Source organism: Pantoea sp. ARC270 (assembly GCF_003236725.1).
GTDB lineage: Bacteria > Pseudomonadota > Gammaproteobacteria > Enterobacterales > Enterobacteriaceae > Pantoea > Pantoea anthophila.
Genome location: NZ_PUGA01000020.1, coordinates 46,083 through 71,303 on the forward strand (window position 1 = coordinate 46,083; position 25,221 = coordinate 71,303).

The 25,221-nt window shown below is 62.1% G+C and carries 23 protein-coding genes; 20 read left to right on the forward strand and 3 right to left on the reverse strand.

Going from position 1 to position 25,221, the window contains the following annotated elements; all coding sequences use genetic code 11:
- The first annotated feature begins 4 nt into the window (after window positions 1–4).
- From phnF to phnE (CKF42_RS11055), 14 genes are all read left to right on the forward strand, one after another.
- Window positions 5–718: a phosphonate metabolism transcriptional regulator PhnF gene (gene phnF, locus CKF42_RS10990; RefSeq protein ID WP_009089462.1), complete on the forward strand. Its 714-nt coding sequence runs from the start codon at window positions 5–7 to the stop codon at window positions 716–718.
- On the forward strand, window positions 718–1,164 hold the full coding sequence (gene phnG / locus CKF42_RS10995) for a phosphonate C-P lyase system protein PhnG (RefSeq protein ID WP_111208189.1): 447 nt from the start codon (window positions 718–720) through the stop codon (window positions 1,162–1,164). The genes phnF and phnG overlap by 1 nt, the downstream gene beginning before the upstream one ends.
- A complete protein-coding gene (gene phnH, locus CKF42_RS11000; protein ID WP_009089466.1) occupies window positions 1,164–1,739 on the forward strand; it encodes a phosphonate C-P lyase system protein PhnH in 576 nt (191 codons plus the stop codon). The genes phnG and phnH overlap by 1 nt, the downstream gene beginning before the upstream one ends.
- Window positions 1,739–2,815 (forward strand): carbon-phosphorus lyase complex subunit PhnI, encoded by a 1,077-nt coding sequence (locus CKF42_RS11005; protein ID WP_111208190.1) that lies wholly within the window; start codon window positions 1,739–1,741, stop codon window positions 2,813–2,815. Before phnH ends, CKF42_RS11005 begins: the two co-directional genes overlap by 1 nt.
- On the forward strand, window positions 2,808–3,656 hold the full coding sequence (locus CKF42_RS11010) for an alpha-D-ribose 1-methylphosphonate 5-phosphate C-P-lyase PhnJ (RefSeq protein ID WP_009089470.1): 849 nt from the start codon (window positions 2,808–2,810) through the stop codon (window positions 3,654–3,656). The genes CKF42_RS11005 and CKF42_RS11010 overlap by 8 nt, the downstream gene beginning before the upstream one ends.
- The gene (phnK, locus tag CKF42_RS11015; protein WP_058957653.1) at window positions 3,646–4,407 is read left to right on the forward strand and encodes a phosphonate C-P lyase system protein PhnK; all 762 of its coding nucleotides are present in this window, start codon (window positions 3,646–3,648) and stop codon (window positions 4,405–4,407) included. The genes CKF42_RS11010 and phnK overlap by 11 nt, the downstream gene beginning before the upstream one ends.
- Window positions 4,408–5,121 (forward strand): phosphonate C-P lyase system protein PhnL, encoded by a 714-nt coding sequence (gene phnL, locus CKF42_RS11020; protein WP_111208191.1) that lies wholly within the window; start codon window positions 4,408–4,410, stop codon window positions 5,119–5,121. It abuts the gene before it with no gap.
- Window positions 5,118–6,254, forward strand: coding sequence for an alpha-D-ribose 1-methylphosphonate 5-triphosphate diphosphatase (gene phnM, locus CKF42_RS11025; protein WP_111208192.1), 1,137 nt, complete (start codon window positions 5,118–5,120; stop codon window positions 6,252–6,254). The genes phnL and phnM overlap by 4 nt, the downstream gene beginning before the upstream one ends.
- Window positions 6,254–6,790, forward strand: a complete 537-nt coding sequence (gene phnN, locus CKF42_RS11030) for a ribose 1,5-bisphosphokinase (RefSeq protein WP_111208193.1) — start codon at window positions 6,254–6,256, stop codon at window positions 6,788–6,790. Before phnM ends, phnN begins: the two co-directional genes overlap by 1 nt.
- Window positions 6,787–7,557, forward strand: coding sequence for a phosphonate metabolism protein PhnP (phnP, locus tag CKF42_RS11035; RefSeq protein WP_111208194.1), 771 nt, complete (start codon window positions 6,787–6,789; stop codon window positions 7,555–7,557). Before phnN ends, phnP begins: the two co-directional genes overlap by 4 nt.
- Before the next feature lie 79 nt (window positions 7,558–7,636).
- Window positions 7,637–8,467 carry a phosphonate ABC transporter ATP-binding protein gene (phnC, locus tag CKF42_RS11040; RefSeq protein WP_009089482.1) on the forward strand — a complete coding sequence of 277 codons (831 nt, stop codon included), beginning with the start codon at window positions 7,637–7,639 and terminating at the stop codon, window positions 8,465–8,467.
- Between the two features lie 26 nt (window positions 8,468–8,493).
- Window positions 8,494–9,420 (forward strand): phosphonate ABC transporter substrate-binding protein, encoded by a 927-nt coding sequence (gene phnD, locus CKF42_RS11045; RefSeq protein ID WP_009089484.1) that lies wholly within the window; start codon window positions 8,494–8,496, stop codon window positions 9,418–9,420.
- Window positions 9,421–9,500: 80 nt separating this feature from the next.
- The gene (gene phnE, locus CKF42_RS11050) at window positions 9,501–10,361 is read left to right on the forward strand and encodes a phosphonate ABC transporter, permease protein PhnE (RefSeq protein ID WP_111208195.1); all 861 of its coding nucleotides are present in this window, start codon (window positions 9,501–9,503) and stop codon (window positions 10,359–10,361) included.
- Window positions 10,358–11,242, forward strand: coding sequence for a phosphonate ABC transporter, permease protein PhnE (gene phnE, locus CKF42_RS11055; protein WP_111208196.1), 885 nt, complete (start codon window positions 10,358–10,360; stop codon window positions 11,240–11,242). The genes phnE (CKF42_RS11050) and phnE (CKF42_RS11055) overlap by 4 nt, the downstream gene beginning before the upstream one ends.
- Here the strand turns inward: phnE (CKF42_RS11055) and CKF42_RS11060 are convergent.
- The gene (locus tag CKF42_RS11060) at window positions 11,196–13,799 is read right to left on the reverse strand and encodes an ATP-binding protein (protein ID WP_111208197.1); all 2,604 of its coding nucleotides are present in this window, start codon (window positions 13,797–13,799) and stop codon (window positions 11,196–11,198) included. The two genes, phnE (CKF42_RS11055) and CKF42_RS11060, sit on opposite strands and share 47 nt — an antisense overlap.
- A gap of 147 nt (window positions 13,800–13,946) precedes the next feature.
- Between CKF42_RS11060 and CKF42_RS11065 the strand changes: the two genes are divergently transcribed.
- The 4 genes from CKF42_RS11065 (at window position 13,947) to CKF42_RS11085 (ending at window position 18,483) form a co-directional block, all read left to right on the forward strand.
- Window positions 13,947–15,461, forward strand: coding sequence for a sugar ABC transporter ATP-binding protein (locus CKF42_RS11065; RefSeq protein ID WP_111208198.1), 1,515 nt, complete (start codon window positions 13,947–13,949; stop codon window positions 15,459–15,461).
- Between the two features lie 10 nt (window positions 15,462–15,471).
- Window positions 15,472–16,452, forward strand: coding sequence for a ribose ABC transporter permease (locus CKF42_RS11070; RefSeq protein ID WP_009089493.1), 981 nt, complete (start codon window positions 15,472–15,474; stop codon window positions 16,450–16,452).
- Between the two features lie 88 nt (window positions 16,453–16,540).
- Window positions 16,541–17,479 carry an ABC transporter substrate-binding protein gene (locus CKF42_RS11075; RefSeq protein ID WP_046102116.1) on the forward strand — a complete coding sequence of 313 codons (939 nt, stop codon included), beginning with the start codon at window positions 16,541–16,543 and terminating at the stop codon, window positions 17,477–17,479.
- Between the two features lie 320 nt (window positions 17,480–17,799).
- Window positions 17,800–18,483, forward strand: a complete 684-nt coding sequence (locus CKF42_RS11085; protein ID WP_111208200.1) for a D-lyxose/D-mannose family sugar isomerase — start codon at window positions 17,800–17,802, stop codon at window positions 18,481–18,483.
- A 178-nt stretch (window positions 18,484–18,661) separates the two neighbouring features.
- Here the strand turns inward: CKF42_RS11085 and CKF42_RS11095 are convergent, their stop codons facing one another.
- Window positions 18,662–19,405, reverse strand: coding sequence for a response regulator (locus CKF42_RS11095; RefSeq protein ID WP_009089499.1), 744 nt, complete (start codon window positions 19,403–19,405; stop codon window positions 18,662–18,664).
- Window positions 19,406–19,836: 431 nt separating this feature from the next.
- On the opposite strand from CKF42_RS11095, the gene CKF42_RS11100 reads away from it, so the two are divergent.
- Window positions 19,837–21,135 (forward strand): NCS2 family permease, encoded by a 1,299-nt coding sequence (locus tag CKF42_RS11100; RefSeq protein WP_219854812.1) that lies wholly within the window; start codon window positions 19,837–19,839, stop codon window positions 21,133–21,135.
- A gap of 489 nt (window positions 21,136–21,624) precedes the next feature.
- Window positions 21,625–22,503, forward strand: a complete 879-nt coding sequence (locus CKF42_RS11105) for a GGDEF domain-containing protein (protein WP_199559866.1) — start codon at window positions 21,625–21,627, stop codon at window positions 22,501–22,503.
- A gap of 801 nt (window positions 22,504–23,304) precedes the next feature.
- Here the strand turns inward: CKF42_RS11105 and CKF42_RS11110 are convergent.
- Window positions 23,305–24,759 (reverse strand): AMP nucleosidase, encoded by a 1,455-nt coding sequence (locus tag CKF42_RS11110; protein WP_046102104.1) that lies wholly within the window; start codon window positions 24,757–24,759, stop codon window positions 23,305–23,307.
- Window positions 24,760–25,221 lie beyond the last annotated feature (462 nt).

Sequence of the window (25,221 nt, forward strand, 5' to 3'; positions counted from 1 at the left end):
CGTGATGGAGTTATCCAGACATCCGACCACTGTCTACCAGGCGGTTGCCGCGCAGCTGGAACAGGCGCTGAAAGAGCGTTACCGCTGCGGCGACTATCTGCCTTCCGAACAACAGCTGGCCGACCACTACGAAGTGAATCGCCACACCCTGCGCCGGGCCGTCGATGAGCTGGTGCAGAAAGGGCTGCTGCAACGCCGTCACGGCGTGGGCATCCTGGTGCTGATGCGCCCGTATGACTATCCGCTGCATGCCCAGGCGCGCTTCAGTCAGAACCTGCTGGAGCAGGGAAGTCACCCGACCAGCGAACGGCTGCTGGCGGTGCTGCGTCCGGCCAGCAGTGACGTGGCCAGTGCGCTGGGCGTGAAAGAGGGCGACAACGTCATTCATCTGCGCACCCTGCGCCGCGCCAACGGCGTGCCGCTCTGCCTGATTAACCACTTCCTCGCCGACCTCAGCTGGTGGCCGCAGCTTCAGCGCTTTAACAGCGGCTCGCTGCACGACTTTCTGGTGGAGCACACCGGCAAGCAGCTGGTGCGCACCCAGACCCGCATCAGCACCCGCCGGGCGCAGGCGAAGGAGTGCCGTCAGCTGGATATCGCACTCCATGCGCCGCTGCTCTGCGTGCGGACCCTGAACAAAACCGCAGATGGTGCGCTGGCAGAATACTCCGTCAGCCTGACCCGCGGTGACATGATCGAACTGACTCTGGAGCACTGATGGAACAGCAAACGGATCGCCAGCGCTGGCTGTCGGTGCTGGCACACAGCAACGCCGCGCGGCTTGAAGCGCACTGGCAGGCGCTGAATCTTCACCCCGAGTTTACCCTGATCCGCCCGGCCGAAATCGGCATGACGCGGCTGCAGGCGCGAATGGGGGCCACCGGGAAACGCTTTGTGATGGGTGATGCCACGGTGACCCGCGCCGTGGTGCAGCTGAGCGACGGCACCCTGGGATACAGCTACCTGTTAGGACGCGACAAAGCGCACGCCGAGCGCTGCGCCCTGCTGGATGCACTGTTGCAGCAGCCGGAAACCCGGCCGCTGCTGGAAGAGAAGATTATTACCCCGCTGGCGGCGTGGCGTGAAGAGCAGCGACAGCTGCGCGCGCGCGAAATCGCCAGCAGCAAAGTGGATTTCTTTACGCTGGTTCGCGGAGATAACTGATGACTTTACTGGCTAGTTTTAACCACCCTGTTGCGGACGCGCAGCGCGCCTTTCGCCGCATCCTGAAGGCGATGAGTGAACCGGGCGTGATGGTCTCGCTGCCGCTGCAGCAGGGCTGGGGTGCGCTCTCGCCGGCGGCCACGGCGCTGCTGCTGACGCTGGTCGATCAGGAGAGTCCGGTCTGGCTGGATGCGAAAATCGACAACGAACAGCTGCGCAACAATCTGCGCTTCCATACCGGCGCGCCGATCACCACCCGGCAGGATGCGCCTTTTGCCCTGAGCCATGCGGCGGCGCAGCCCGACCCGACGGCGTTTGCGGCGGGGGATAACCTGTCACCGGAAAAAAGCACCACGCTGATTATCGAAGTGCCCTCGCTGAATGGCGGTCTGACGCTGCGACTCTCCGGCCCCGGCCTGCGCGAAACCCGCGCCATTGCGCCGCAGCTGCCGGAGAGCGTGCTGGACTATCTGCGCACCCGGCCGCATCCGTTTCCGCAGGGCGTGGATCTTATCTTCACCTGCGGCGAAGCGATCATGGCCGTGCCGCGTACCACCGTTGTGGAGGTGTGCTGATGTATGTCGCGGTAAAAGGGGGCGAAAAAGCGATTACGCATGCCCACCAGCTGCAGGCCGATCTGCGCCGTGGCGATCGGACCGTGGCTGAACTCGGCTGCGATCAGGTGGCGCAGCAGCTGGGTCTGGCGGTGGATCGGGTGATGACCGAAGGGGGGATTTACGATCCGGAACTGGCGGCGCTGGCGATTAAGCAGGCCAGCGGCGATCTGGTCGAGGCAATTTTTCTGCTGCGCGCCTATCGCACCACGCTGCCACGGCTGGCGGAGAGTCGCCCGCTGGCGACCGGGACGATGCGTATCGAACGCCGCATTTCGGCGGTCTATAAAGATCTGCCGGGCGGCCAGGTGCTCGGCCCTACCTGTGATTACAGCCACCGTCTGCTCGACTTCACGCTGCTGGCTAATGGCGAAACGCCTGCCGCGCCGCGGGACGATCGGCCGGTCGCGGAAAGCTGCCCGCACATGTTCAGCATGATGAGCCGCGAAGGGCTGGCGGCCGCGGAGGAGGATGACGGCAGTGAGCCGACCGATATCACCCGCGAACCGATGGCGTTTCCCGCCTCGCGCGCGGCACGGCTGCAACAGCTGGTGCGCGGCGACGAAGGCTTTCTGCTGGCGCTCGGCTACTCGACGCAGCGGGGCTATGGGCGCACCCACCCGTTCGCCGGGGAGATCCGCACCGGCTATGTCAGCGTCAGCATCTGTCCCGAAGAGCTGGGCTTTGAACTGGAGATTGGGGAAGTGCTACTGACCGAGTGTGAGATGGTCAACGGCGTGGCCCACCGCGAAGACGCCGCGCCGCACTTTACCCGGGGTTACGGGCTGGTGTTTGGCCGGGCGGAACGCAAGGCGATGGCGATGGCGCTGGTGGACCGGGCGCTGCAAAGCCGCGAACAGCAGGAGCGCGTCACCAGCCCGGCGCAGGATGAGGAGTTTGTGCTGTCGCACGCCGACAACGTGGAAGCGGCAGGCTTCGTCTCCCATCTCAAGCTGCCGCACTACGTCGATTTTCAGGCGGAGCTGGCGCTGCTCAAACAGCTGCAGGATGACTATCAGGAGCGCAACCATGGCTGAACTCACGGGTTACAACAACGGTTATCTCGATGAGCAGACAAAACGCACTATTCGTCGCGCAATCCTGAAAGCGGTGGCGATCCCCGGCTATCAGGTGCCGTTTGCCGGGCGCGAGATGCCGATGCCTTACGGCTGGGGCACCGGCGGCATCCAGATCACCGCCAGTGTGATTGGCGATCAGGATGTGCTTAAGGTGATTGACCAGGGGGCTGATGACACCACCAATGCGGTGTCGATCCGCCACTTCTTTCAGCGGGTCAGCGGTGCGGCCACCACCGAACGCACCAGCGATGCCACGCTGATCCAGACGCGTCACCGCATCCCGGAAACGCCGCTGGAGGAGGATCAGATCCTGATTTTCCAGGTGCCGATCCCGGAGCCGCTGCGTTTTATCGAACCGCGCGAAACCGAAACCCGCCTCCTGCATGCGCTGGAGGAGTACGGCATCATGCAGGTGAAACTCTATGAAGATATCGCCCGCTATGGCCATATCGCCACGACTTATGCGTACCCGGTCAGGGTCAACGGCCGCTACGTGATGGACCCGTCACCCATCCCCAAATTCGACAACCCGAAAATGGACATGATGCCCGCGCTGCAGCTGTTTGGTGCCGGGCGTGAAAAGCGCATCTACGCGCTGCCGCCTTACACCCGCGTCGAAAGCCTCGACTTCGACGATCACCCGTTTACCGTGCAGCAGTGGGATGAACCCTGCGCGCTGTGCGGCTCGCGCCACAGCTATCTCGATGAGGTGGTGATGGACGATCAGGGCACGCGGATGTTTGTCTGCTCCGACACCGACTTTTGCCACCAGCAGCAGGAACAGCAACATGCACAGTGAACAGCCGCTGCTTGCGGTCAGCCAGCTCACCCATCTTTATGCGCCGGGCAAAGGGTTTGAGCAGGTCAGCTTTGATCTTTATCCCGGCGAGGTGCTGGGCATCGTCGGCGAGTCCGGCTCAGGTAAAACCACGCTCCTGCACAGCCTCTCGGCACGCCTCGCACCGCAGCAGGGCACGCTTCTCTATCAGGGGCGCAACCTCTGGCAGATGAGTGAAAGCGAGCGCCGTCACCTGCTGCGTACCGAGTGGGGCGTGGTGCATCAGCATCCGATGGACGGCCTGCGTCCGCAGGTCAGCGCGGGCGGCAACATCGGCGAACGGCTGATGGCGACCGGTGCGCGGCACTATGGCGACATCCGCGCAACGGCGAGCCGCTGGCTGCAGGCGGTGGAGATTGACCCCGGCCGCATCGACGATCTGCCCACCACCTTTTCCGGCGGCATGCAGCAGCGTCTGCAGATCGCCCGCAACCTGGTGACGCAGCCACAGCTGCTGTTTATGGATGAGCCGACCGGCGGGCTGGATGTCTCGGTGCAGGCACGCCTGCTGGATCTGCTGCGCACCCTGGTGCGGGAGCTGAACCTGGCGGTGGTGATCGTCACCCACGATCTCGGCGTGGCGCGCCTGCTGGCACATCGTCTGCTGGTGATGAAACAGGGGCGGGTGGTGGAGAGCGGTCTGACCGACCGGGTGCTTGACGATCCCCATCATCCTTACACACAACTGCTGGTCTCTTCGGTGCTCAATTAAATGACGACTATCAATCCGCGTCTGCAGGTCGGAAACCTGTGTAAAACCTTTGTGCTGCACAACCAGAACGGCGCGGCGCTGCCGGTGCTGCACAACGCCAGCCTGACGGTGGGCGAGGGCGAATGCGTGGTACTGCACGGTCACTCGGGCAGCGGCAAATCGACCCTGCTGCGCACGCTTTACGGTAACTATCAGCCCGACAGCGGCTATATCCGGGTCGCACATCAGGGGGAATGGGTCGATATGGCGCAGGCCCCGGCGCGGCAGATTATCGCGCTGCGCCGCGACACGCTGGGCTGGGTGAGTCAGTTTCTACGGGTTATCCCGCGCGTGCCGACGCTGGAGATTGTGATGCAGCCACTGCTGGAGCGCGGCGTCGACCGCCGGTTCTGCGAAGCGCGCGCCGCCGACCTGCTGAGCCGGCTCAACGTGCCGCAGCGCCTCTGGTCGCTGGCACCGTCCACCTTCTCCGGCGGAGAGCAGCAGCGGGTGAACATTGCGCGCGGCTTTATCGCTGACTATCCGGTGCTGCTGCTGGATGAACCCACCGCCTCCCTCGACAGCGTCAACAGCGCGGCGGTGGTGAGTCTGATTGAAGAGGCGCGCGCCCGGGGTGCCGCCATTGTTGGCATTTTTCACGATCGGGCGGTGCGCGAGCAGGTGGCCGATCGGCTGCATCTGATGCACCCCATTGAGACAGGAGCGCAGGCATGATCATCAACAATGTCAGACTGGTGCTGGAAAATGAGGTCATCAGCGGGTCGCTGGAGTTCCGCGATGAGCGTATCAGCAGCTTCAGCGAAACCCGCAGCCAGCAGCCGGGCGCGCTGGACGGCGAGGGGGCCTGGCTGCTGCCGGGGCTGGTGGAGCTGCACACCGATAACCTCGACAAGTTTTTCACCCCGCGACCCAAAGTGGACTGGCCTGCGCATTCGGCGATGAGCAGCCACGATGCGCTGATGGTCTCCAGCGGCATTACCACCGTGCTGGACGCCATTGGCGTCGGCGATGTGCGCGACGGCGGTCACCGGCTGGAGAATCTCAGCAGGATGATCGACGCCATCCGCGACAGCAACCGCAAAGGGCTGAACCGCGCCGAGCATCTGCTGCATCTGCGCTGTGAACTGCCGCACCCGACCACCGCGACGCTGTTTGAGGCGCTGATGGGCACGCCGGAACTGGCGCTGGTCTCGCTGATGGATCATTCGCCGGGGCAGCGGCAGTATGCGTCGCTGACAAAATATCGCGAATATTATCAGGGCAAATACCAGCTGAATGACGCGGAGATGGATCAGTTTGAGCACGAGCAGCTCACGCTGGCGGCGGCCTGGTCGCAGCCCAATCGTCAGGCGATCGCCGGACTCTGCCGGGAACATGGCATCGCCATTGCCAGCCACGATGATGCCACCGCCGCGCATGTGGAGGAGTCCCACGCGGCGGGCAGCCGCATCGCCGAATTTCCCACCACCCTGGAGGCGGCACGCGCCTCGCGCTATCGCAACATGCAGGTGCTGATGGGGGCGCCCAACATCGTGCGCGGCGGCTCGCACTCCGGCAACGTCGCCGCCTGGGAGCTGGCGTCTCACGGCCTGCTGAACATTCTCTCCTCCGATTACTACCCGGCCAGCCTGCTGGATGCGGCATTCCGGCTGGCTGAGGATGAGCGCAACACGCTCGGCACGGCGCAGGCGATTGCGCTGGTCACCTGCAATCCGGCCCGCGCGCTGGGGCTTGAGGATCGCGGGGTGATCGCCGAAGGGTGTCGCGCCGATCTGGTGCTGGCGCACACCGCACATGGCTACCCGCATGTGCGCCACGTCTGGAGCAAAGGCCGGCAGGTCTACTGATGGCGCGGCTGATCTGGCTCACCGGTCCCTCCGGCTCAGGCAAGGATAGCCTGCTGGATGCGCTGCGGGCGGCACCGCCGCCGCGCCTGCTGATCGCCCATCGCTATATTACCCGCGCAGCGGATGCGGGCGGTGAAAACCACGTGGCGCTGACCGAGGCGGAGTTCGCCCGCCGCGCGGCGCTGGGGCTGTTCGCGGTGAGCTGGCAGGCGCACGGTTTCAGCTATGGCATTGGCTGTGAGACGGAGCAGTGGCTGCTGCGCGGACAGAACGTGGTGGTCAACGGGTCGCGGCTGCATCTGGCGCAGGCGCAGGCCCGCTTCGGTCCGCAGCTGCTGCCGGTCTGCCTGCAGGTCACGCCTGCGGTGCTGGCGGCGCGCCTGCGCCTGCGCGGACGGGAAGATGAGGCGGCAATCGCCCGGCGACTGGCGCGCGCCGCCCAGCCGCAGCCCGATGGCTGCCTGATCCTTAACAACGATGGCGCGCTGGCAGAGACCGTCCGGCAACTGCGTCAGATAGTGGAGGCGGCGCAATGAAACTCACTTTTCTCGGCACCGGTGGGGTGACCGCCGCGCCGCTGCCGGGCTGCGACTGCCGTGCCTGCCAGCGGGCGCAGCGCCATAGCGATTACGCCCGTGCGCCCTGCAGTGCGCTGATTGAGACCGGGCGCGAGCGCATCCTGCTGGATGCCGGCCTGCCACTGCTGGCGTCGCGCTTTCCGCCCGGATCGCTGACGCGTATTCTGCTCACCCACTACCACATGGACCATGTGCAGGGACTGTTTGCGCTGCGCTGGGGGCGGGGGGCACCGATTCCGGTCTGGGGGCCGCCCGACCCGCGCGGCTGTGACGATCTCTATAAACACCCCGGCCTGCTCGACTTTCGTCCCGCCTTAACCCCGTTTGTGGCACACGCCTTTGGCGAGTTACAGGTGACGCCGCTGCCGCTTCAGCACTCGAAGCTGACGCACGGCTATCTGTTCGACTGGCACGGTCACCGGCTCGCCTGGCTGTGTGACACCTGCGGGCTGCCCCCCGATACCGCCGACTTTCTGCGCGGTCAGCCGCTGGATCAGCTGGTGATCGACTGCAACGACCCGCCGTCTGCCAGACCGCGCAACCACAACGATGTCACCCAGGCCCTGGCCATTGTGGCGCTGCTGCGGCCGCGCCAGAGCTGGCTGACCCATCTCAGTCATGAGATGGACAACTGGCTGGCGGAAAATCCGCTGCCGGAGGGGGTGCAGGCCGCGCGTGACGGCCAGACGCTGCTGTGCGGCGCGCACTGGCCTGTCACAGTTTGATCATCTGACTGTCATCCCGCTTTCATCGTGCCACGCCTTAATAACCGGCAGAACGCAATCAGAGATGACGGAGAACAGCATGGCACAGGCACTTCTGAAAACGGTGGTCGACCACGATCGGCCCCCGGTCAGTTTCAGCGGACAAAAAGTGTTGTCGGTGCAGGGATTGAGCAAAACCTACGGTGACACGCCGGTGCTGGATCGGGTCAGTTTCGATCTCCATGCCGGTGAGCTGGTGGCGGTGATCGGCCGCTCCGGTGCCGGGAAATCGACGCTGCTGCATATGCTTAACGGCACCATCAGCGCGACGGCGGGGGCGATTATCAGCCTGCATAAAGGGGAAGCCGAGCGTAACGTGGTCACCCTCAACAGCCGCCAGATGCGGGAATGGCGCAGCCAGTGCGGCATGATCTTTCAGGATTTCTGCCTGGTGCCGCGCCTCGACGTGCTGACCAATGTGCTGCTGGGCCGCCTGAGCCAGACCAGCACGCTGAAGTCCTTTTTTAAAATCTTCTCCGACCACGACCGGGCGCACGCTATCGAACTGCTGCAGTGGATGAACATGCTGCCGCAGGCGCTGCAGCGGGCAGAGAATCTCTCCGGCGGACAGATGCAGCGGGTGGCGATCTGCCGGGCGCTGATGCAGAACCCCCGAATCCTGCTGGCCGATGAGCCGGTGGCGTCACTCGATCCGAAAAACACGACGCGCATCATGGATGTGCTGCGGCAGGTCAGCGAGCAGGGCATCAGCGTGATGGTCAACCTGCACTCCATTGAGCTGGTGAAACGCTACTGCACCCGGGTGATAGGCATCCAGCGCGGCGTGGTGCTGTTTGACGGTCATCCTTCCCGACTGACTGACAGCCTGCTGCAACAGCTGTACGGCGATGAACTTAACCAGATCCATTAACTTCCACAGCAAGAGAACAACTCCGAATGAAACTGACTTCTTTAGCACTACTGATCGGCGTTATGGCGTCGGGTGTCAGCGCAGCGGATGCGCCAAAACAGCTGAATCTGGGGATTCTGGGCGGTCAGAACGCCACCCAGCAGATTGGTGATAATCAGTGCGTGAAGACCTTCTTTGATAAAGAGCTGGGTGTGGATACTCAGATGCGCAACGCCTCTGACTATTCGGGCGTGATTCAGGGACTGCTGGGCGGCAAAATCGATATGGTGCTGAGCATGTCACCCGCCTCTTTCGCTTCGGTCTACCTGCAGGACCCGAAAGCGGTGGAGGTGGTCGGCATCGTGGTGGATGACAAAGACAACTCACGCGGCTACCACTCAGTGGTGATCGTCAAAGCGGACAGCCCCTACAAAAAGCTGGAAGACCTGAAGGGGAAATCGTTCGGCATGGCCGATCCGGACTCGACCTCCGGCTTCCTGATGCCGAATCAGGCGTTCAAGAAGATGTTCGGCGGCTCGGTGGATGACAAATATAACAACACCTTCTCCAGCGTCACCTTCTCCGGCGGCCATGAGCAGGACATTCTGGGCGTGCTGAACAACCAGTTTGACGGCGCGGTCACCTGGACCTCGCTGGTGGGCGACTATAACAGCGGCTACACCTCGGGCGCGTTTGGCCGCCTGATCCGCATGGATCACCCCGACCTGATGAAGCAGATCCGTATCATCTGGCAGTCGCCGCTGATCCCCAACGGTCCGGTACTGGTCAGCAACAAACTGCCTGCCGACTTTAAAGCGAAAGTGGTGGCGGCGATTAAAAAGCTGGATAAAGACGATCACGACTGCTTCGTGAAAGCGGTGGGCGGTAAGCAGCATATCGGCCCGGCCACCGTTGCCGACTATCAGAGCATTATCGATATGAAGCGCGACCTGATGAAAGGCAGCCGCGGCTGACGAACCTTCCTGACTTCCCCGCCTCGCGGGGAGAGCGGGACGCGGCCAGCGTCCCGCTGCTTTCACGCCGGAGATCCCCCTTGACCGACTTCGAACACTATTACCAGCGCATCCGCCGTCATCAAAAACGTGACACGCTTATCTGGTCACTGCTGCTGGTCACGCTCTATCTGGCGGCGGGCAGGGTGGCAGAATTTAATCTGCTCACCGTCTGGCAGTCGCTGCCGCACTTCTTTGACTACCTGCATGAGATCCTGCCGGTGCTGCATCTGCCGCTGCTGTTTGCCGACGGCAAAACAGAAGGCTCGCTGGCCTACTGGGGCTACCGTCTGCCGATCCAGCTGCCGCTGATCTGGGAAACCCTGCAGCTGGCACTGGCGGCGACGCTGCTGGCGGTGGGGCTGGCGGCGGTGCTCGCCTTTTTCGCCGCCGACAATACGCAGACGCCGGTCAGCGTGCGGATGGCGATTCGCGCCTTTGTCGCCTTTCTGCGCACCATGCCGGAACTGGCGTGGGCGGTGATGTTTGTCATGGCGTTTGGTATCGGGGCGATACCCGGCTTCCTGGCGCTGGCGCTGCACACGGTGGGCAGCCTGACCAAGCTCTTTTATGAGGCGATTGAGTCCGCGTCGGATAAGCCGGTGCGCGGCCTGGCCGCCTGCGGAGCCAGTAAACTGCAGCGGATGCGCTTTGCCTTCTGGCCGCAGGTGAAACCCGCCTTTCTCTCCTACAGCTTTATGCGGCTGGAGATTAACTTCCGCTCCTCCACCATCCTCGGGCTGGTGGGGGCGGGCGGCATCGGCCAGGAGCTGATGACCAACATCAAACTCGACCGCTACGACCAGGTCAGCATCACCCTGCTGCTGATTCTGATTGTGGTGTCGCTGCTGGATACGCTGTCCGGTCAGCTGCGTCGTCGTGTCACAGGAGAGCGCGCATGATCCGTTCCGTTCCCGCCATCGCGCAGCTGAAGCAGCAGCATCGCGAGCTGTTTGCCGCGCAGCCGCGCTATCTGCGTCGTCTGGCACTGATAGCGCTGGCGCTCCTGCTCTACTACCTCTATTTCTTTTCGGTGTTCGGGCTGGAGGGATCGCGCCTGCTGGCGGGCTGCCAGCAGCTGGGGCGCTACTTTCTGCGGATGTTTGTCTGGCATGACTTCATGAACTGGCCCTTCAGCTACTATCTGTCGCAGGTCGGGATCACCCTGGGGATCGTGTTTGCCGGTACGCTGACCGCCTCGCTGATTGCGCTGCCGCTGTCGTTCCTGGCGGCGCGCAACGTGATGCACGATCGCGCCGCGAAGCCGCTGGCGTTTCTGATGCGGCGACTGTTCGACCTGCTGCGCGGCATCGACATGGCGATCTGGGGGCTGATTTTCGTTCGTGCGGTGGGCATGGGGCCGCTGGCCGGGGTGCTGGCGATTATCCTGCAGGATGTCGGCCTGCTCGGCAAACTCTACGCCGAAGGGCATGAGGCGGTCGAACGTTCACCGGGCCGCGGGCTGGGGGCGGTGGGCGCTAACAGCCTGCAGAAACACCGTTTCGGCATTTTCACCCAGTCCTTTCCGCAGTTTCTGGCGCTGAGCCTCTATCAGATCGAGTCCAACACCCGCTCTGCGGCGGTGCTCGGCTTTGTCGGCGCGGGCGGGGTAGGCCTGGTCTACGCCGAGAATATGCGGCTCTGGAACTGGGATGTGGTGATGTTCCTGACGCTGATACTGGTCGGGGTGGTGATGATCATGGATATGATCTCCAGTCGCCTGCGCAAACGCTATATCACCGGGAAGCCGGTGCCGCTGTGGCAGCCTGCTGCGCGCGATTAAGCCGTTCGCTGCGCTGCCAGGCGCGCTGTAACGCCAGCACCAGCTGCGCCTGCTGCCAGGGCTTGCCCAGCCGCTCACACAGCGGCAGCGTGACCGGCTGGTGGCGCAGATCCTGACCGCTGATTAACAGCGTGGCGAGATGCGGCCAGTTCTGCTGTGCCTGACGCACCACCTCCGCCCCGTTGATCTCGCCGGGCAGCATCAGGTCGCTGATCAGCAGGTCGATATCGGGTGTCTGGCGCAGCAGCGCCAGCGCCGCTTCGCCGTCGCCACACTCCAGCGTCAGATAGCCCAGCTGGTGCAGATGTTCACACAGGGTCTGCCGCACCGCCGGTTCATCATCCAGCACCAGCACCAGCCGGTTGCTGGCCACCGCCGGCAGGGCTGGCGGGGGAGGCGGCGCGACCGCTGCGGCGACCGCCTCCTGCGCGCGCGGCAGCAGAAGGCGCACCGTGGTGCCCTGGCCCGGCGCGGTTTCCAGCTCGATCTGACCGCCCGACTGCCGGACAAAACCGTAGACCATTGACAGGCCCAGCCCGCTGCCGCTGCCGGTGGCCTTAGTGGTAAAAAAGGGCTCGAAAACCTGTTCACGCACCTCCGCCGACATGCCGCAGCCCGTGTCGGTCACCTCAATTGTGACCCGGTCACGTTTTTCACTCCCCTCGATCCGCCGCTGATTCCAGATGCGCAGCCGGATTTCGCCGCTTTGCTGCTGCATCGCATCGCGGGCGTTAACCACCAGGTTCATCAGCGCATTCTCCAGCTGACCGGCATCGATCCACGCGGGCCAGCCGGGACGCTGCGCATCGATAATCAGCTGCTGTCCGGGCAGTAGCGAGTGCTGTAATAATCCCTGCAGGTTGTCCACCAGCGTGACCACCGACACCGCGCGCGGAAACAGCGCCTGCTTACGTGAAAAGGCCAGCAGCCGCTGGGTCAGCTGGGCGGCGCGGTCGGCAGCCTGGCGCGCCCGCTCAATCCGGCTGGCGAGCGGGCCGGGCATCAGCTGCCCTTCGGTCAGCGCCAGGCTGCCGATAATCACCGCCAGCAGATTGTTGAAGTCGTGCGCCAGGCCGCCGGTCAGCTGGCCCACCGCCTTCATCTTCTGGCTGTGCTGCAGGGCCTCCTCCAGCGTTTTGCGCGAGGTGCGATCAAGGACGGTGTTCACCATGCCGCGCCGGGGGATCGGGCTGAAGCGCAGCTCCAGCGTCCGGCCATCGGCCAGCCGGATCTCCTGCGGTTCGCCGGGATCGTGCAGATCCCCCGCCAGCGGAGCCAGCAGCTGCTGATAGTGGACGCCGCGATGAAGCTCGCGCGGCGCGATGCCGAGCAGTTCGGCATACTGCGCGTTCCACACCACCAGCTGACCCTGATGGTCAAACAGGGCAAAGCCGTCGCGCATCGCCAGAAAGGTGGACTCCAGCTGGCTGCTCTTCTCTTTCAGCAGGCGTGAAGTGTGCGCCAGCGAGGCAGTATTGCGGGCAAAGACGTTGAAGGCCCGCGCCAGTTCGCCCAGTTCGTCGCGGCGCTGCAATCCCGGCACGCTGACGTTCTGCTCCCCCTGTGCCAGCCGCGTCATGGCGGCGGCAATCGCCGTCAGGCTCGACCCGAGATTGCGATAGATGTAGATCCCGGCATAGCCGGTGATTGCCAGCGCCAGCAGCACGAAAAGGGCGATAAAGCCGATGATGGAATCCAGTTCGCGGTGGGTCGCCAGGGTTCGCGCTTCGCTCTGCAACGCCACCTGCTGTACCGAGGCACTGATATCCTCATTCAGCATCGCCACCAGCGCCTTAATCCGGTAGGTGGCGTAGGCGATCGCCAGATCGCTCTGTTCCAGCGCCTCCGCCAGCGGCAGCAGGCGCTGCTGGGTCGCCAGCAGTCGCGCAATGTTCTCGCCGGTGGTGCCCGTCAGCGGCACGCTGCGCCACTGCGTCATCACCTGCTGCAGTTGCTCAATCACCGCAATCGGTGAGGGCGTGCGGATGGCGATGCTGAGCAGCCGCTCAGTCTGCTCGCGCAGGGCGCTATCCGGCGCGCGCTGCGGTTCCCGCTGCAGCCGCTGACTGATGTGGCCGAGCAGAATCTGCGACTGCCACAGGTCACTCAGCATGTTATTGCGCTGCAGGTGGCGCTGATGACCGGTGAGCAGCAGGCGGTTAATCGTCTGCTCCAGCTCCAGGCTGCGGGCGCGGATACGGGCGATGCGCTCCGGCTGACGCGCGGCCAGCGGGGCGCTGGCGAGCAGACTCAGCGACTGCTGCAGCGCCTGCTGATTCTGCTGAAGCCGCTGTGATTCGCTCTGATACTCCAGCGCGCCCACCACCTGCGACAGCCGCACGGCTGCCGTCGCCACATTGGCGGTGTCACGCGCCAGTGCCAGACTGCCGTTCATGTCCGCCAGCGTCTGCGCCTGTGCCTGCTCCTGAATCGAACCGGCATGGCGAAAACCGACGATCGCCACCACGCTGACCATCAGCGTGACGGCGACCACCAGCAGATTGAACATCAGCAGGCGGCCCCGCGCGCCAGCCTGCCACGGATAGGTGCGCTGCATCCCACCCCCTCTTTATCACGGCAACGATGGGCCGAGTATAGGAGCGGGCAGCCGGGTGAATATGACAAATATGAATGGCCGCTGACATTTTCCGTTTATCTGGCGTTGCTTAACTGACGGCTATCCACAGTCCGCAGGAGCGAGGCGATGACAGCCACACCGATACTGGAAATGCGCGGCATTACCCGGCGCTTCGGCAACTTTTACGCCCTGAAGGGGGTGGATCTTACGGTCTGGCCCGGTGAGGTCCATGCGCTGATGGGGGAGAACGGCGCGGGTAAAAGCACCCTGATGAAGATTCTGGCCGGGGCCTACAGCGCCAGCGGCGGAGAGATTTTGATCGAAGGCGAACCGCGGGCGCTGAAAGGGCCGAAAGCGGCGCTGGCCGCCGGGATCACCCTGATTTACCAGGAGATTAACCTGGCCCCCAACCTGACGGTGGCGGAAAACATTTTTCTCGGCAGCGAAATCGCCCCCGGCGGGCTGGTGAAGCGGCGGCAGATGGCGGAGGAGGCGCAGCGGGTGATTGACCGGCTCGGCGCGCAGTTCAGTGCCTGGGATGTGGTCAGCCGCCTCAGCATTGCCGAGCAGCAGCAGGTGGAGATCGCCCGGGCGCTGCAGCGTAACAGCCGCATCCTCGTGATGGATGAGCCGACCGCCGCGCTCTCGAACCGCGAAACCGAACAGCTGTTCGCGCTGATCAAACGGCTGCGCAGCGAGGGGATGGCGATTATCTACATCAGCCACCGCATGGCGGAGGTGTATGAACTGTCGGATCGCGTCAGCGTGCTGCGCGACGGCGAGTATGTCGGCAGCCTGACGCGCGATCAACTCAACGCCAGCGAACTGGTGCGGATGATGGTCGGACGGCCGCTCAGCGATCTCTTTAATAAAGACCGGTCGATTCCGCTGGGTGATATCCGGCTGGCGGTGAATCACCTGACCGACGGCGGCAAAGTGCACCCCAGCAGCCTGGCGGTGCGCGCCGGTGAGATAGTGGCGCTGGCGGGGCTGGTCGGTGCAGGCCGCAGCGAGCTGGCGCAGCTGATCTTTGGGGTTCACAAGCCGAAAGAGGGTGAGATCTGGATCGACGGCGAGAAGGTCACCATCCTCTCACCGCGCGATGCGATTGCGCGCGGCATCGGTTTCCTCACCGAGAACCGCAAAGAGCAGGGGCTGTTTCTGGAGATGGCGGCGCAGGAGAACATCGTGATGGCGACGCTGGAGCGGGATGCCAGTTACGGCATGCTCAACCGCCGCAAAGGGCAGACCATCGCCAGCGAGGCGATTGCCTCCCTGAATATCCGCGTGCCGCATGCGCAGGTCCGGGCGGGCGGCCTCTCCGGGGGGAATCAGCAGAAGCTGCTGATCTCACGCTGGGTGGCGATTGGCCCGCGCATCCTGATCCTGGATGAACCGACGCGCGGCGTCGACGTCGGGGCCAAAAGCGAGATCTACCGGATGATGCAGGAGATGGCGCGGCAGGGCGTGGCGATTCTGATGATCTCAAGCGAACTGCCGGAAGTGGTCGGAATGAGCGACCGCGTTTACGTGATGCACGAAGGCACCATCGTCGGTGAGCTGGAGGGCAGCCACATCAGTCAGGAAAATATTATGACGCTGGCAACCGGTGCGCACAGCGCAGCAGCAGGCGAAATCTGAGGAGATCATCATGACACAACTGGCCCGCACCCCCGCGCCCACGCTGAAACGCGCCCTGATGGGCGATCTGCTGCAGACGGTGGGGATCCTGCCGATTCTGATCCTCATCGTGGCGGTTTTTGGCTTCGTTACCCCCAACTTCTTTACCGAAGCGAACCTGCTGAACATTACCCGTCAGGCGTCGATCAATATCGTCCTGGCAGCGGGGATGACCTTTGTCATTCTCACCGGCGGCATCGACCTGTCGGTGGGGTCGATGCTCGGCACCACGGCGGTGGTGGCGCTGGTGGCCTCGCTCGACCCGATGCTCGCCTCCATGACCATTCCGATGGCGCTGGGCGCGGGTCTGGTGATGGGGCTGTTCAACGGCGTGCTGGTCGCCTGGGCCGGACTGCCGCCCTTTATCGTCACCCTCGGCACCTATACCGCCCTGCGCGGTGCGGCCTATCTGCTGGCGGATGGCACCACGGTCATCAACTCCGACATCAATTTTGAGTGGATTGGCAACGGCTACCTCGGCCCGGTGCCGTGGCTGATTGTGATTGCCTTCGCGGTGATCGCCCTCTGCTGGTTTATCCTGCGGCGCACCACGCTGGGCGTCCATATCTATGCGGTCGGCGGCAACATTCAGGCGGCACGACTCACCGGCATCAAGGTGGGCGGGGTGCTGCTGTTTGTCTACGGCATGAGCGGCCTGCTCTCGGGGCTGGGCGGTCTGATGAGCGCCTCCCGTCTCTACAGCGCCAACGGCAACCTCGGTGTCGGCTATGAGCTGGATGCGATTGCCGCGGTGATCCTGGGCGGCACCAGCTTCGTCGGGGGCATCGGCACCATCACCGGCACCCTGATTGGCGCGCTGATTATCGCCACGCTCAATAACGGTATGACGCTGATGGGCGTCTCCTACTTCTGGCAGCTGGTGATCAAGGGCGCGGTGATCATCATCGCCGTCCTGATCGACAAATACCGTACCCGTCATCATGTGAGTTAAGGCTGAAAGGCGGATGCGCGATGTCGCCGCCGTCTCTGTAAAAACGCCATTAAGCGGTTGGCACTCTGATAACAGCAGGAGAAGGTCTATGCGTTTTAATCCGATTGTAACCGGGCTGCTGGCGGCAACGCTGTTCAGCGCCGGGCTGGCTCAGGCAAAAGAACTCAAATCCATCGGCGTCACGGTCGGCGATCTGGCTAACCCCTTCTTCGTGCAGATCACCAAAGGGGCGGAGATGAAGGCGCGTGAGCTGGCGGGGGACAAGGTCAACGTGACGCTGGTCTCCAGCGGTTACGATCTCGGCCAGCAGGTGGGGCAGATCGATAACTTTATTGCGGCAAAAGTGGACATGATTATCCTGAATGCCGCCGACTCGAAAGGCATTGCCCCGGCGGTGAAGCGGGCGCGTGATGCCGGTATCGTGGTGGTGGCGGTCGACGTGGCGGCCGATGGGGCGAATGCGACCATTACCTCCGATAACACCCAGGCGGGCGCGATGGCCTGCAAATATATCTCTGACCGCCTGAAAGCGAAAGGCAACGTCGTGATCATCAACGGCCCGCCGGTGTCTGCGGTGCAGAACCGTGTTGAAGGCTGCATGAACGAACTGAAAACCCATCCCGACATCAAGCTGCTCTCTTACAACCAGAACGCCAAAGGCAGTCGTGAAGGGGGACTGGAGGTGATGACCGGTCTGCTCTCCGCTAACCCCAAAATCGATGCGGTGTTTGCCATTAACGATCCCACCGCCATCGGCGCGGATTTAGCCGCGAAACAGGCGCAGCGCAGCGAGTTCTTTATCGTCGGCGTCGATGGATCGCCGGATGGTGAAGAGGCGCTGAAGCGCAAAAATTCCCTGTTTGTCGCGACCCCGGCGCAGGACCCGCAGGTGATGGCGGCGAAGGCGGTGGAGATTGGCTACGACATTCTGCAGGGCAAACCGGCACCCGAAAAGCCGGTGCTGATCCCGGTGAAGCTGATCGATCGTGACAACATCGGCAGCTATCAGGGCTGGACGGTGAAATAGGCTTTAATGCGGCACCCTCCGGGTGCTGCTTCAGACGGCTGACAGCGTGACTCTGGCAGCTACGCATAACTTTATCGCGCAGGGAACACGGGCAGAGGAGGAAAGCGTCCCGCGCCAGGGACAAAAACGCCGGGAGCGTTTTTGAACAACGCACCGCGTTGGCCCGGCAACGGGCGCACCTCAGGGATGAGGTGCGTAATCGTGCAGGACAAGTCGCCAGGGATGGTTTAAACGACTTTCCGATCTGACCGTGTTTCCTGCGCAGGCTCTGTCCTGCAGCTAACCGGGGCAGACTTTGTCAGCACCCTCAGGAGGCCACCATGCAACGTTCAGAGGTCAATCACTACCTGCAGCAGACACGCGAATTTTTCCGCCAGCAGGATGTGCATCTGCCGCCGTGGGCCGATTTCGGGTCAGGTCAGTGGCGGGCGCAGTCACCTGAGGCGATAGCGGAGATTCTGGCACTGCGGCTGGGCTGGGATCTGACCAGTTTTGGCGCGGATGACTTTCTGCAGACCGGGCTGACGCTGTTTACGCTGCGCAACGGTTCGCCCGGCGGACAGCCGTGGCACAAACCCTATGCGGAGAAGATCCTGCACGTGCGAGACGGGCAGCTGACGCCGATGCACTATCATCCGCGCAAAATGGAAGACATCATCAATCGCGGCGGCGGGAATCTGATTGTCGAACTGCATAACCGCGACGGCGTAGCACTGGCTGACTCGCCGGTCACGGTATCACTGGATGGTCTGCGCCAGACCCATGCTGCGGGTTCGCAGCTGCGGCTCTCGCCGGGTGAAAGCGTGACCCTTGAGGCGGGCCTCTGGCACAGCTTCTGGGGCGAATCGGGTTTTGGCGACGTGCTGGTGGGCGAGGTGTCGATGCCCAATGATGACGAAAACGACAACGTGTTCCTGACGCCACTGGCCCGCTTCAATCCGCTTGAGGAGGATGAGGCGCCGCGCTGGCTGCTCTGTAATGACTACGCCCGCGGCTTTACCTGACCCTCCCGGACGCTGATCATCCCTTCGCATGGTCTCCGGGATCGGACTGCCTCATCTTTCTTATATTGCGGGCAGGCGGGTCACCAAACAGCCGTGCGTACTCGCGCGTAAACTGCGTCAGACTTTCATCGCCCACATCCGCCGCCACGGCAGCGACATTGCCAGGACGCAGCGCGACTCAGGCGATCTGGCTGGTGCGCGGGGCGGTTTCAGGTTTCATTACGTCAGCCGAAAAGACATAACCCAGCCCGCGAATGGTGCGGATCAGATCGGGCTGATGCGGGTTGATTTCGATTTTGCGGCGCAGGCGCATGATCAGCACGTCGATGGTGCGGTCAAACACATCCAGACTTTCGCTGTGGGTCAGCTCCAGCAGTTGATCGCGGGTCAGCACCTTGCGGGCGTGACGCACCAGCGCCCGCAGCAGGCTGAACTCGCCCTGGGTCAGCGGCACCAACTCGCGCTGCGGATTGAACAGCTGGCAGCGACTGTCGTCCAGCTGCCAGCCGCCGAATCGCCAGCCCGCCGGTTCCGGTTCGCTCTGGACAGGGCGTCCGCCGCGCCGCAGGGCCGCCCGGGTGCGCGCCACTACCACGCGCGGATTAAAGGGTTTGGCTATGTAATCATCGGCGCCCATCTCCAGGCCGACCACCATCTCCGCTTCGGAACCCATACCGGTCAGCATGATCACCAGCACCTCGGGGCGCTGACGCTGCAACTGCTGCAGCACCAGCAGTCCGTTGGTGTCGGGCAGCATCATATCCAGCATCACCAGCGTGATCTCCGGGTGCGTGCTGAGCATCAGCAGCGCCTCTTTTCCCTGATGACAGCAGTAGACCTTTAACTGATGTTCACCTAACGCATCCTGCAGGACGTCGCAGACAGCAGGATCATCATCCACCACCAAAATCGCTGGCTTCATGGCGCGGCCTCAATGTTACGAAAGAGTTAATTCAGGAGTCTACACAGGCCAGAAAAGTGCGCTGAGGCAGCGTGCTGAAACGTGACACGCCTCGCCCGTCAGTATGCGGAAGCGTGCGCTGGCGCAGAGTTTTGCGGGGGTGACACAGGGAGGCAGGAAAACGATTGCGCATCATCGGTGCATTGCACCATAATCGCGCCTCGTTTTGGTTCGGAATTCTCTGAGGCGCATCCGGCTCTGCCAGGTAATCGATTGCGTCGGTAAGTGGCATGGCAATTGCTTTGGGCAGTGGGTCAGTCAGGGATTTCAGACGATTCCGGCAGGTCAGTATGCAGCGGCCGGTATCCGCGTCCCGAAAACAGAATAATCAGCATGCAACCCCCTTTGGCAAGCGAGACCCACACCGGTGCGGTCTCCTGTATCGAGAGATGATGATGTTAGAAAAACTATTCAAACTCAAAGCGCATAACACGACGGTTCGTACCGAGATTATCGCCGGGATCACCACCTTCCTGGCGATGGCCTATATTCTGTTTGTTAACCCGAGCATTCTGGGCGCAACCGGCATGGATAAGGGCGCCGTATTTGTCGCGACCTGTCTGGCGGCGGCGATTGGCTGTGCGCTGATGGGGCTGATCGCTAACTACCCGATTGCACTGGCACCGGGCATGGGGCTGAACGCCTTCTTCACCTACACCGTTGTACTGCACATGGGCTACACCTGGCAGATTGCGCTGGGTGCGGTGTTTCTCTCGGCAGTGATTTTCTTTGCGATGTCGCTGTTCAAAATCCGTGAGTGGATTATTGCCAGTATTCCGCTGCCGCTGCGCGCGGGGATTGGTGCCGGTATTGGCCTGTTTCTGGCGATCATTGCGCTGGAAGGCGCAGGCATTGTGGTCGATAACCCGGCGACGCTGGTGGGCATTGGCGATCTGACAAAACCGGGTCCGCTGCTGGCGATGCTTGGCTTTGTGGTGATTGTGGTGCTGGAAGCGCGTCGCGTAACCGGTGCCGTGCTGATCGGTATTCTGCTGGTAACCTTTATCTCTATGGGCATCGGCCTGTCGCCGTTTGCCGGGGTCTTCTCTGCACCACCGTCGATCGCACCGACCTTTATGCAGCTGGATATCGCTGGCGCGTTTAACGTCGGCCTGGTCAGTGTGATTTTTGCCTTCCTGTTTGTGGATGTGTTTGATAACACCGGCACCCTGCTGGGCGTCACCAAACGCGCCGGTCTGGCGGATGAGCAGGGTAACGTGCCGAAGATGGGCCGTGCGCTGATTGCTGACAGTGCGGCTGCGCTGTTTGGTTCGCTGCTGGGCACCTCAACCACCACCAGCTATGTGGAGTCGGCGGCGGGCGTGAGTGCGGGTGGCCGCACCGGCCTGACGGCGATCGTGGTCGCCGTGCTGTTCCTGCTGGCGCTCTTCTTCTCGCCGCTGGCCTCCAGCGTGCCGGTCTATGCCACCGCGCCCGCGCTGCTGTTTGTGGCCGTGCTGATGACATCCAGTCTGGCGGATATTGACTGGAAAGATATCACGACTGCTGCCCCGGTGACGGTTACCGCGCTGACCATGCCGCTGACCTATTCCATCGCCAACGGCATCGCCTTTGGATTTATTACCTGGACGCTGGTGAAGCTGCTGAGCGGTCGCGCCAGAGAGGTCAATGCCGCGCTGATTATCCTGTCGATTCTGTTTGTGATTAAGCTGGGCTGGCTGAGCGCCTGATGGTAGCCTGGCGATAATCTGTGTTTCACCGGGCAGGATGATTAAATCCTGCCCGGCACTCTCTCACTAATCTGCCCGCTGTTGTGCGGTCTGTCATCGGTCAGGCCCCGTATCACATTATCCTCACGCGCTCTCGCGCGCTCTGTTCCTCCCACTGATCTCTGGCACGACGGCCAGCTGCGCCGATGCGCTCTCCGCCTGAACGCCTGACGTCAGCGCATGATGCTCTGAGCGATTAAAGGGGTCAGTAAGACCAGCGATAAGCAGAGAGATGAAGAAGGGAAAGGCTTAACAAAATCGGAATGCCAGGAAAAAGCCTAAAAAAACTTTTTCGAAAAAATTAGCGTTACTCTATGGATTACCGCGTTGCAAAACGCGTAATGTCAATGAGACACACCATGTCGGGACATTTCTATGGCGACTCACTCCTCTGATTCCATTTCTTATCAGGCTTTAAATAGCGCTGAAAAAATATCGGTACTGAGCGACATGCTCAACATTAGTGTGGACTGCATTAAGCTGATAAATGTTGATGGCACTATCGTGTTTATGAACAGATCCGGATGCGAAGCGTTAGGCGTTGATCCGGAGGAAAAGGATTTCGGCATGGACTGGCTGGCGCTGTTGCCGGAGTCAGTGCACAAAAAAGGACGGCAAGCCCTTAATCAGGCTATACGAGGAGAGTGCGCCGGTTTCAGGGGCATCAGTCTGTCGGCGGATCACAGCACTGTTTACTGGGATAATATGCTGACTCCTGTCTGTGATGAGCAGGGGAAGACGGTGAGTATTCTCTGTATCTCCCGAAATATCACCGGGCAGGTCGAGGCGGAGAAGAAGCTCAGGTTTCTCGGCGAGCACGATCCGCTTACCGGACTGGCGAACAGAAGAACCTTCAGCACGCACCTGAAAAATGAAATTGTACTGGCAAAGAAAACGGGAACCCGTTTCGGGCTGCTTTTTATCGACCTGGATAATTTCAAACATATCAACGATACGCTGGGTCATGCCGCCGGTGACAAAGCGATAAAACAGGCCAGCAGCGAACTGAAAAAATTAAGTCCGCCAGGCAGTATGATTTCGCGACTGGGCGGGGACGAGTTTGCTGTTATCGTCAGGTGTCGGGATGCGGCCGCTCTGGCTGACATTGCCCATCATCTTCTGCTGAGCATTAACCGGAACGTACAGTTCAGGAAAGCCCGTGCGACATTTGGCATTACCATTGGCGCAGCCCTGTTTCCTGAGCATGGCCTGCGACCTGAAGAGTTACTGAATGCCGCAGATAACGCGATGTATCTGCAGAAAAAGGCGGGCAAGAATGGCTTCAGATTCTACAGCGCGGAAAGCAGCAGGCAGTCTGTAACGTTCTGACAGAGCGTGGGGGCGTTTCACCTGGCGGTGGAGTTATTACCTGGCGGTGGGGTGGCTCTGAGAGGGTTTGGCCTGTCGGGCGTGGGAGTGATTACCTGGCGGTGGGCTGGTTCTGTGAAGGTTTCGCCCGCCAGGCGTGAGGGAGTTTCAGCCTGCCCGTGCAGGCGGACGCGTCAAGGGGCGGACGCCCGCCCCTTAACAATCCCGGCGTCCGGCAGCCTCCGCGCCCCGCGTTGCGGGGTGCCTTCGTCACGCCCTGCGGCCGACGGACCGTCCGGACTCGCCATCCCTGGCTCGTGCCGTCCTCTCGCCGACGTCCTGTCGGCTCATCCTGGCCTCCGGTTGCTCCTCAGCGCGCCGGATGCCTCTCCCACACCCCCGCCTTTGATATCTTATGTTTTCTGATGTGAAGCATCGTCTGCTGGCCTGAAGGCTAAAGCAGTCTCCTAAACGCATCGCGATATGAGAGCCAGATAGATAGAAAAGTTAACAGCGGGGGAGGGAGGCCGTCTGAGCCGCTGAGCGGATGAGGGATTTCAGGACGAGCGACAGGGATGTCGCGAAGAGGCAGGGTCGCGCCAGGGATGGCGCGTCCTGCCGGTCCGTGAGAAATCCGGAAGAAGCGAAGGGACCGCGGAGCGGCGGTGAGGCAGGCCGGAGCCCGGGGTCAAGGGGGCGCGGCGACTGGCGCCCCCTTGTCGGTCGCCTGCAGAGGCGAAACTGAAACTGCCCGGTTTACCCGGCGAACGAAACCTTCTCATAGCACGTTCGCGCAGCGAACATCCCCCGGCAGCGTCACTCTTACCGGAAAGGCGGCTCATTAAACGTCCGCAGCTTCCGCGAATGCAGCTTGTCACCCTCAGCGCGCAGCAGTTCTACCGCGTGGATACCAATCTGCAGATGCTCCGAAATCGCGCCTTCATAGAAGCGGTTGGCCTGACCCGGCAGCTTGATTTCACCGTGCAGTGGCTTATCGGAGACGCACAGCAGCGTGCCGTAAGGCACCCGGAACCGGTATCCCTGTGCGGCAATGGTGGCGCTCTCCATATCGACCGCCACCGCGCGGCTCAGGTTAAAACGCAGCGCCGACGCAGAGTAGCGCAGCTCCCAGTTGCGGTCATCCGTGGTCACCACTGTGCCGGTACGCAGCCGCTGTTTGACCTCTTCTCCCGGCATGTTGCTCACCGCTTTGGTGGCGTCATACAGCGCACGCTGCACCTCGGCGATACTCGGCACCGGAATGTCAGGCGGCAGCACGCTGTCGAGCACGTGGTCGTCGCGCAGATAGGCGTGTGCCAGCACATAGTCGCCAATCCGCTGACTTTCGCGCAGACCGCCGCAGTGACCAATCATCAGCCAGGCGTGCGGGCGCATGACCGCCAGATGATCGCAGATGGTCTTGGCATTCGACGGGCCAACGCCGATGTTAATCAGCGTAATGCCGCGACGGTTGGGTGAGGTGAGATGCCAGGCGGGCATCTGATGCTTCTTCCACGCCAGATCGGAGAGCATCGCCTCACTGTCAGCCGTGTCGGCCGTCAGCACCACGTCCCCGGCGCAGGCCAGGCTGTCGTAGGGTGTCTCCGGGTCGCGCACCTGCTCGATCGCCCAGCGGACAAACTCATCAACATAACGGGTGTAGTTGGTGAACAGCACAAACGGCTGGAAATGTTCCACGCTGGTGCCGGTGTAGTGGCGCAGACGGGCCAGCGAGAAATCGGTCCGCAGCGCGTCGAAGTGGGAGAGCGGAAACTGAGCGTCGGCGTGGAACAGCCCGTCGGTGGTCTCATCCCCAATCTGCGACAGCTCGGTGGTCGGGAAGTGGCGTGCGATACCGGCGCTCATGGTGCGATCCAGTGAGAGATCGGAGCCGTCAATCACGTAGGGATAGGGGATCTCCTGGCGGGAAGGCACCACGTCAATCTCCAGCTCATACTCCTTCTCCAGCATCGCCAGCTGTTCCGCAATGTAGTGGCGCAGCAACGCCGGGCGGGTAATGGTGGTGCTGTAACTGCCGGTATGCGTAAAGCGTCCCCAGGCGCGCGTGCGATTCTGCTGCGGGCCGTCACCGCGCCAGGTGATGCGCAGCTCCGGGTAAACAAACAGTCCCTGCTCCCGGGCGTCGGCATCGGGCAGCGTGCCGTTTTCGGTAAAGGTTTTAATCGCCGCACGCAGTGCATCGACCGCGCCACTGTAAAGGCGTTCAAGTTCATCCAGCGCCTGCTGGCTGGTCAGGTTTTTCCGTAATGTCGGCATGGTTTCTCCTTCCATTTTTTTCCGCAGTTTGCCCCAAGCTTAGCGGGTTTGTTGCAGAGATTGGTGAAGAATGTGTGATCGCCTTTTTTTTGCACGAACCCGGCGGATAATCTGAACAGCGTGGCCGGATGCGCCCGTGAGCGGCGCTGAAAGCTCATAAGAAAATCTTCACGATCCAGGCCGGGGTTTTGTTTACGCTGCCCGCATTATGAAGGCGAAAAGAGGGCGGGATGGGTACCCGCTGGCGCGCGCTATGCGTTTGTAACGTCGGGGAAATAAACAGGATTGCTACAGCGGGCAGGGCGACGGGGCAGAAAATGCCGTGACAGCCCGAAAAAGTTTGTAACGATGATTAATTTGTCCCGGAAAGACTTTGCATATTTCTCTGCCCACTATCATCATTAGAACTCCTGTCCAGTCTCTTCTGATTTGGTAATCCTTTGCAAAATCCCGGCGTAGCAG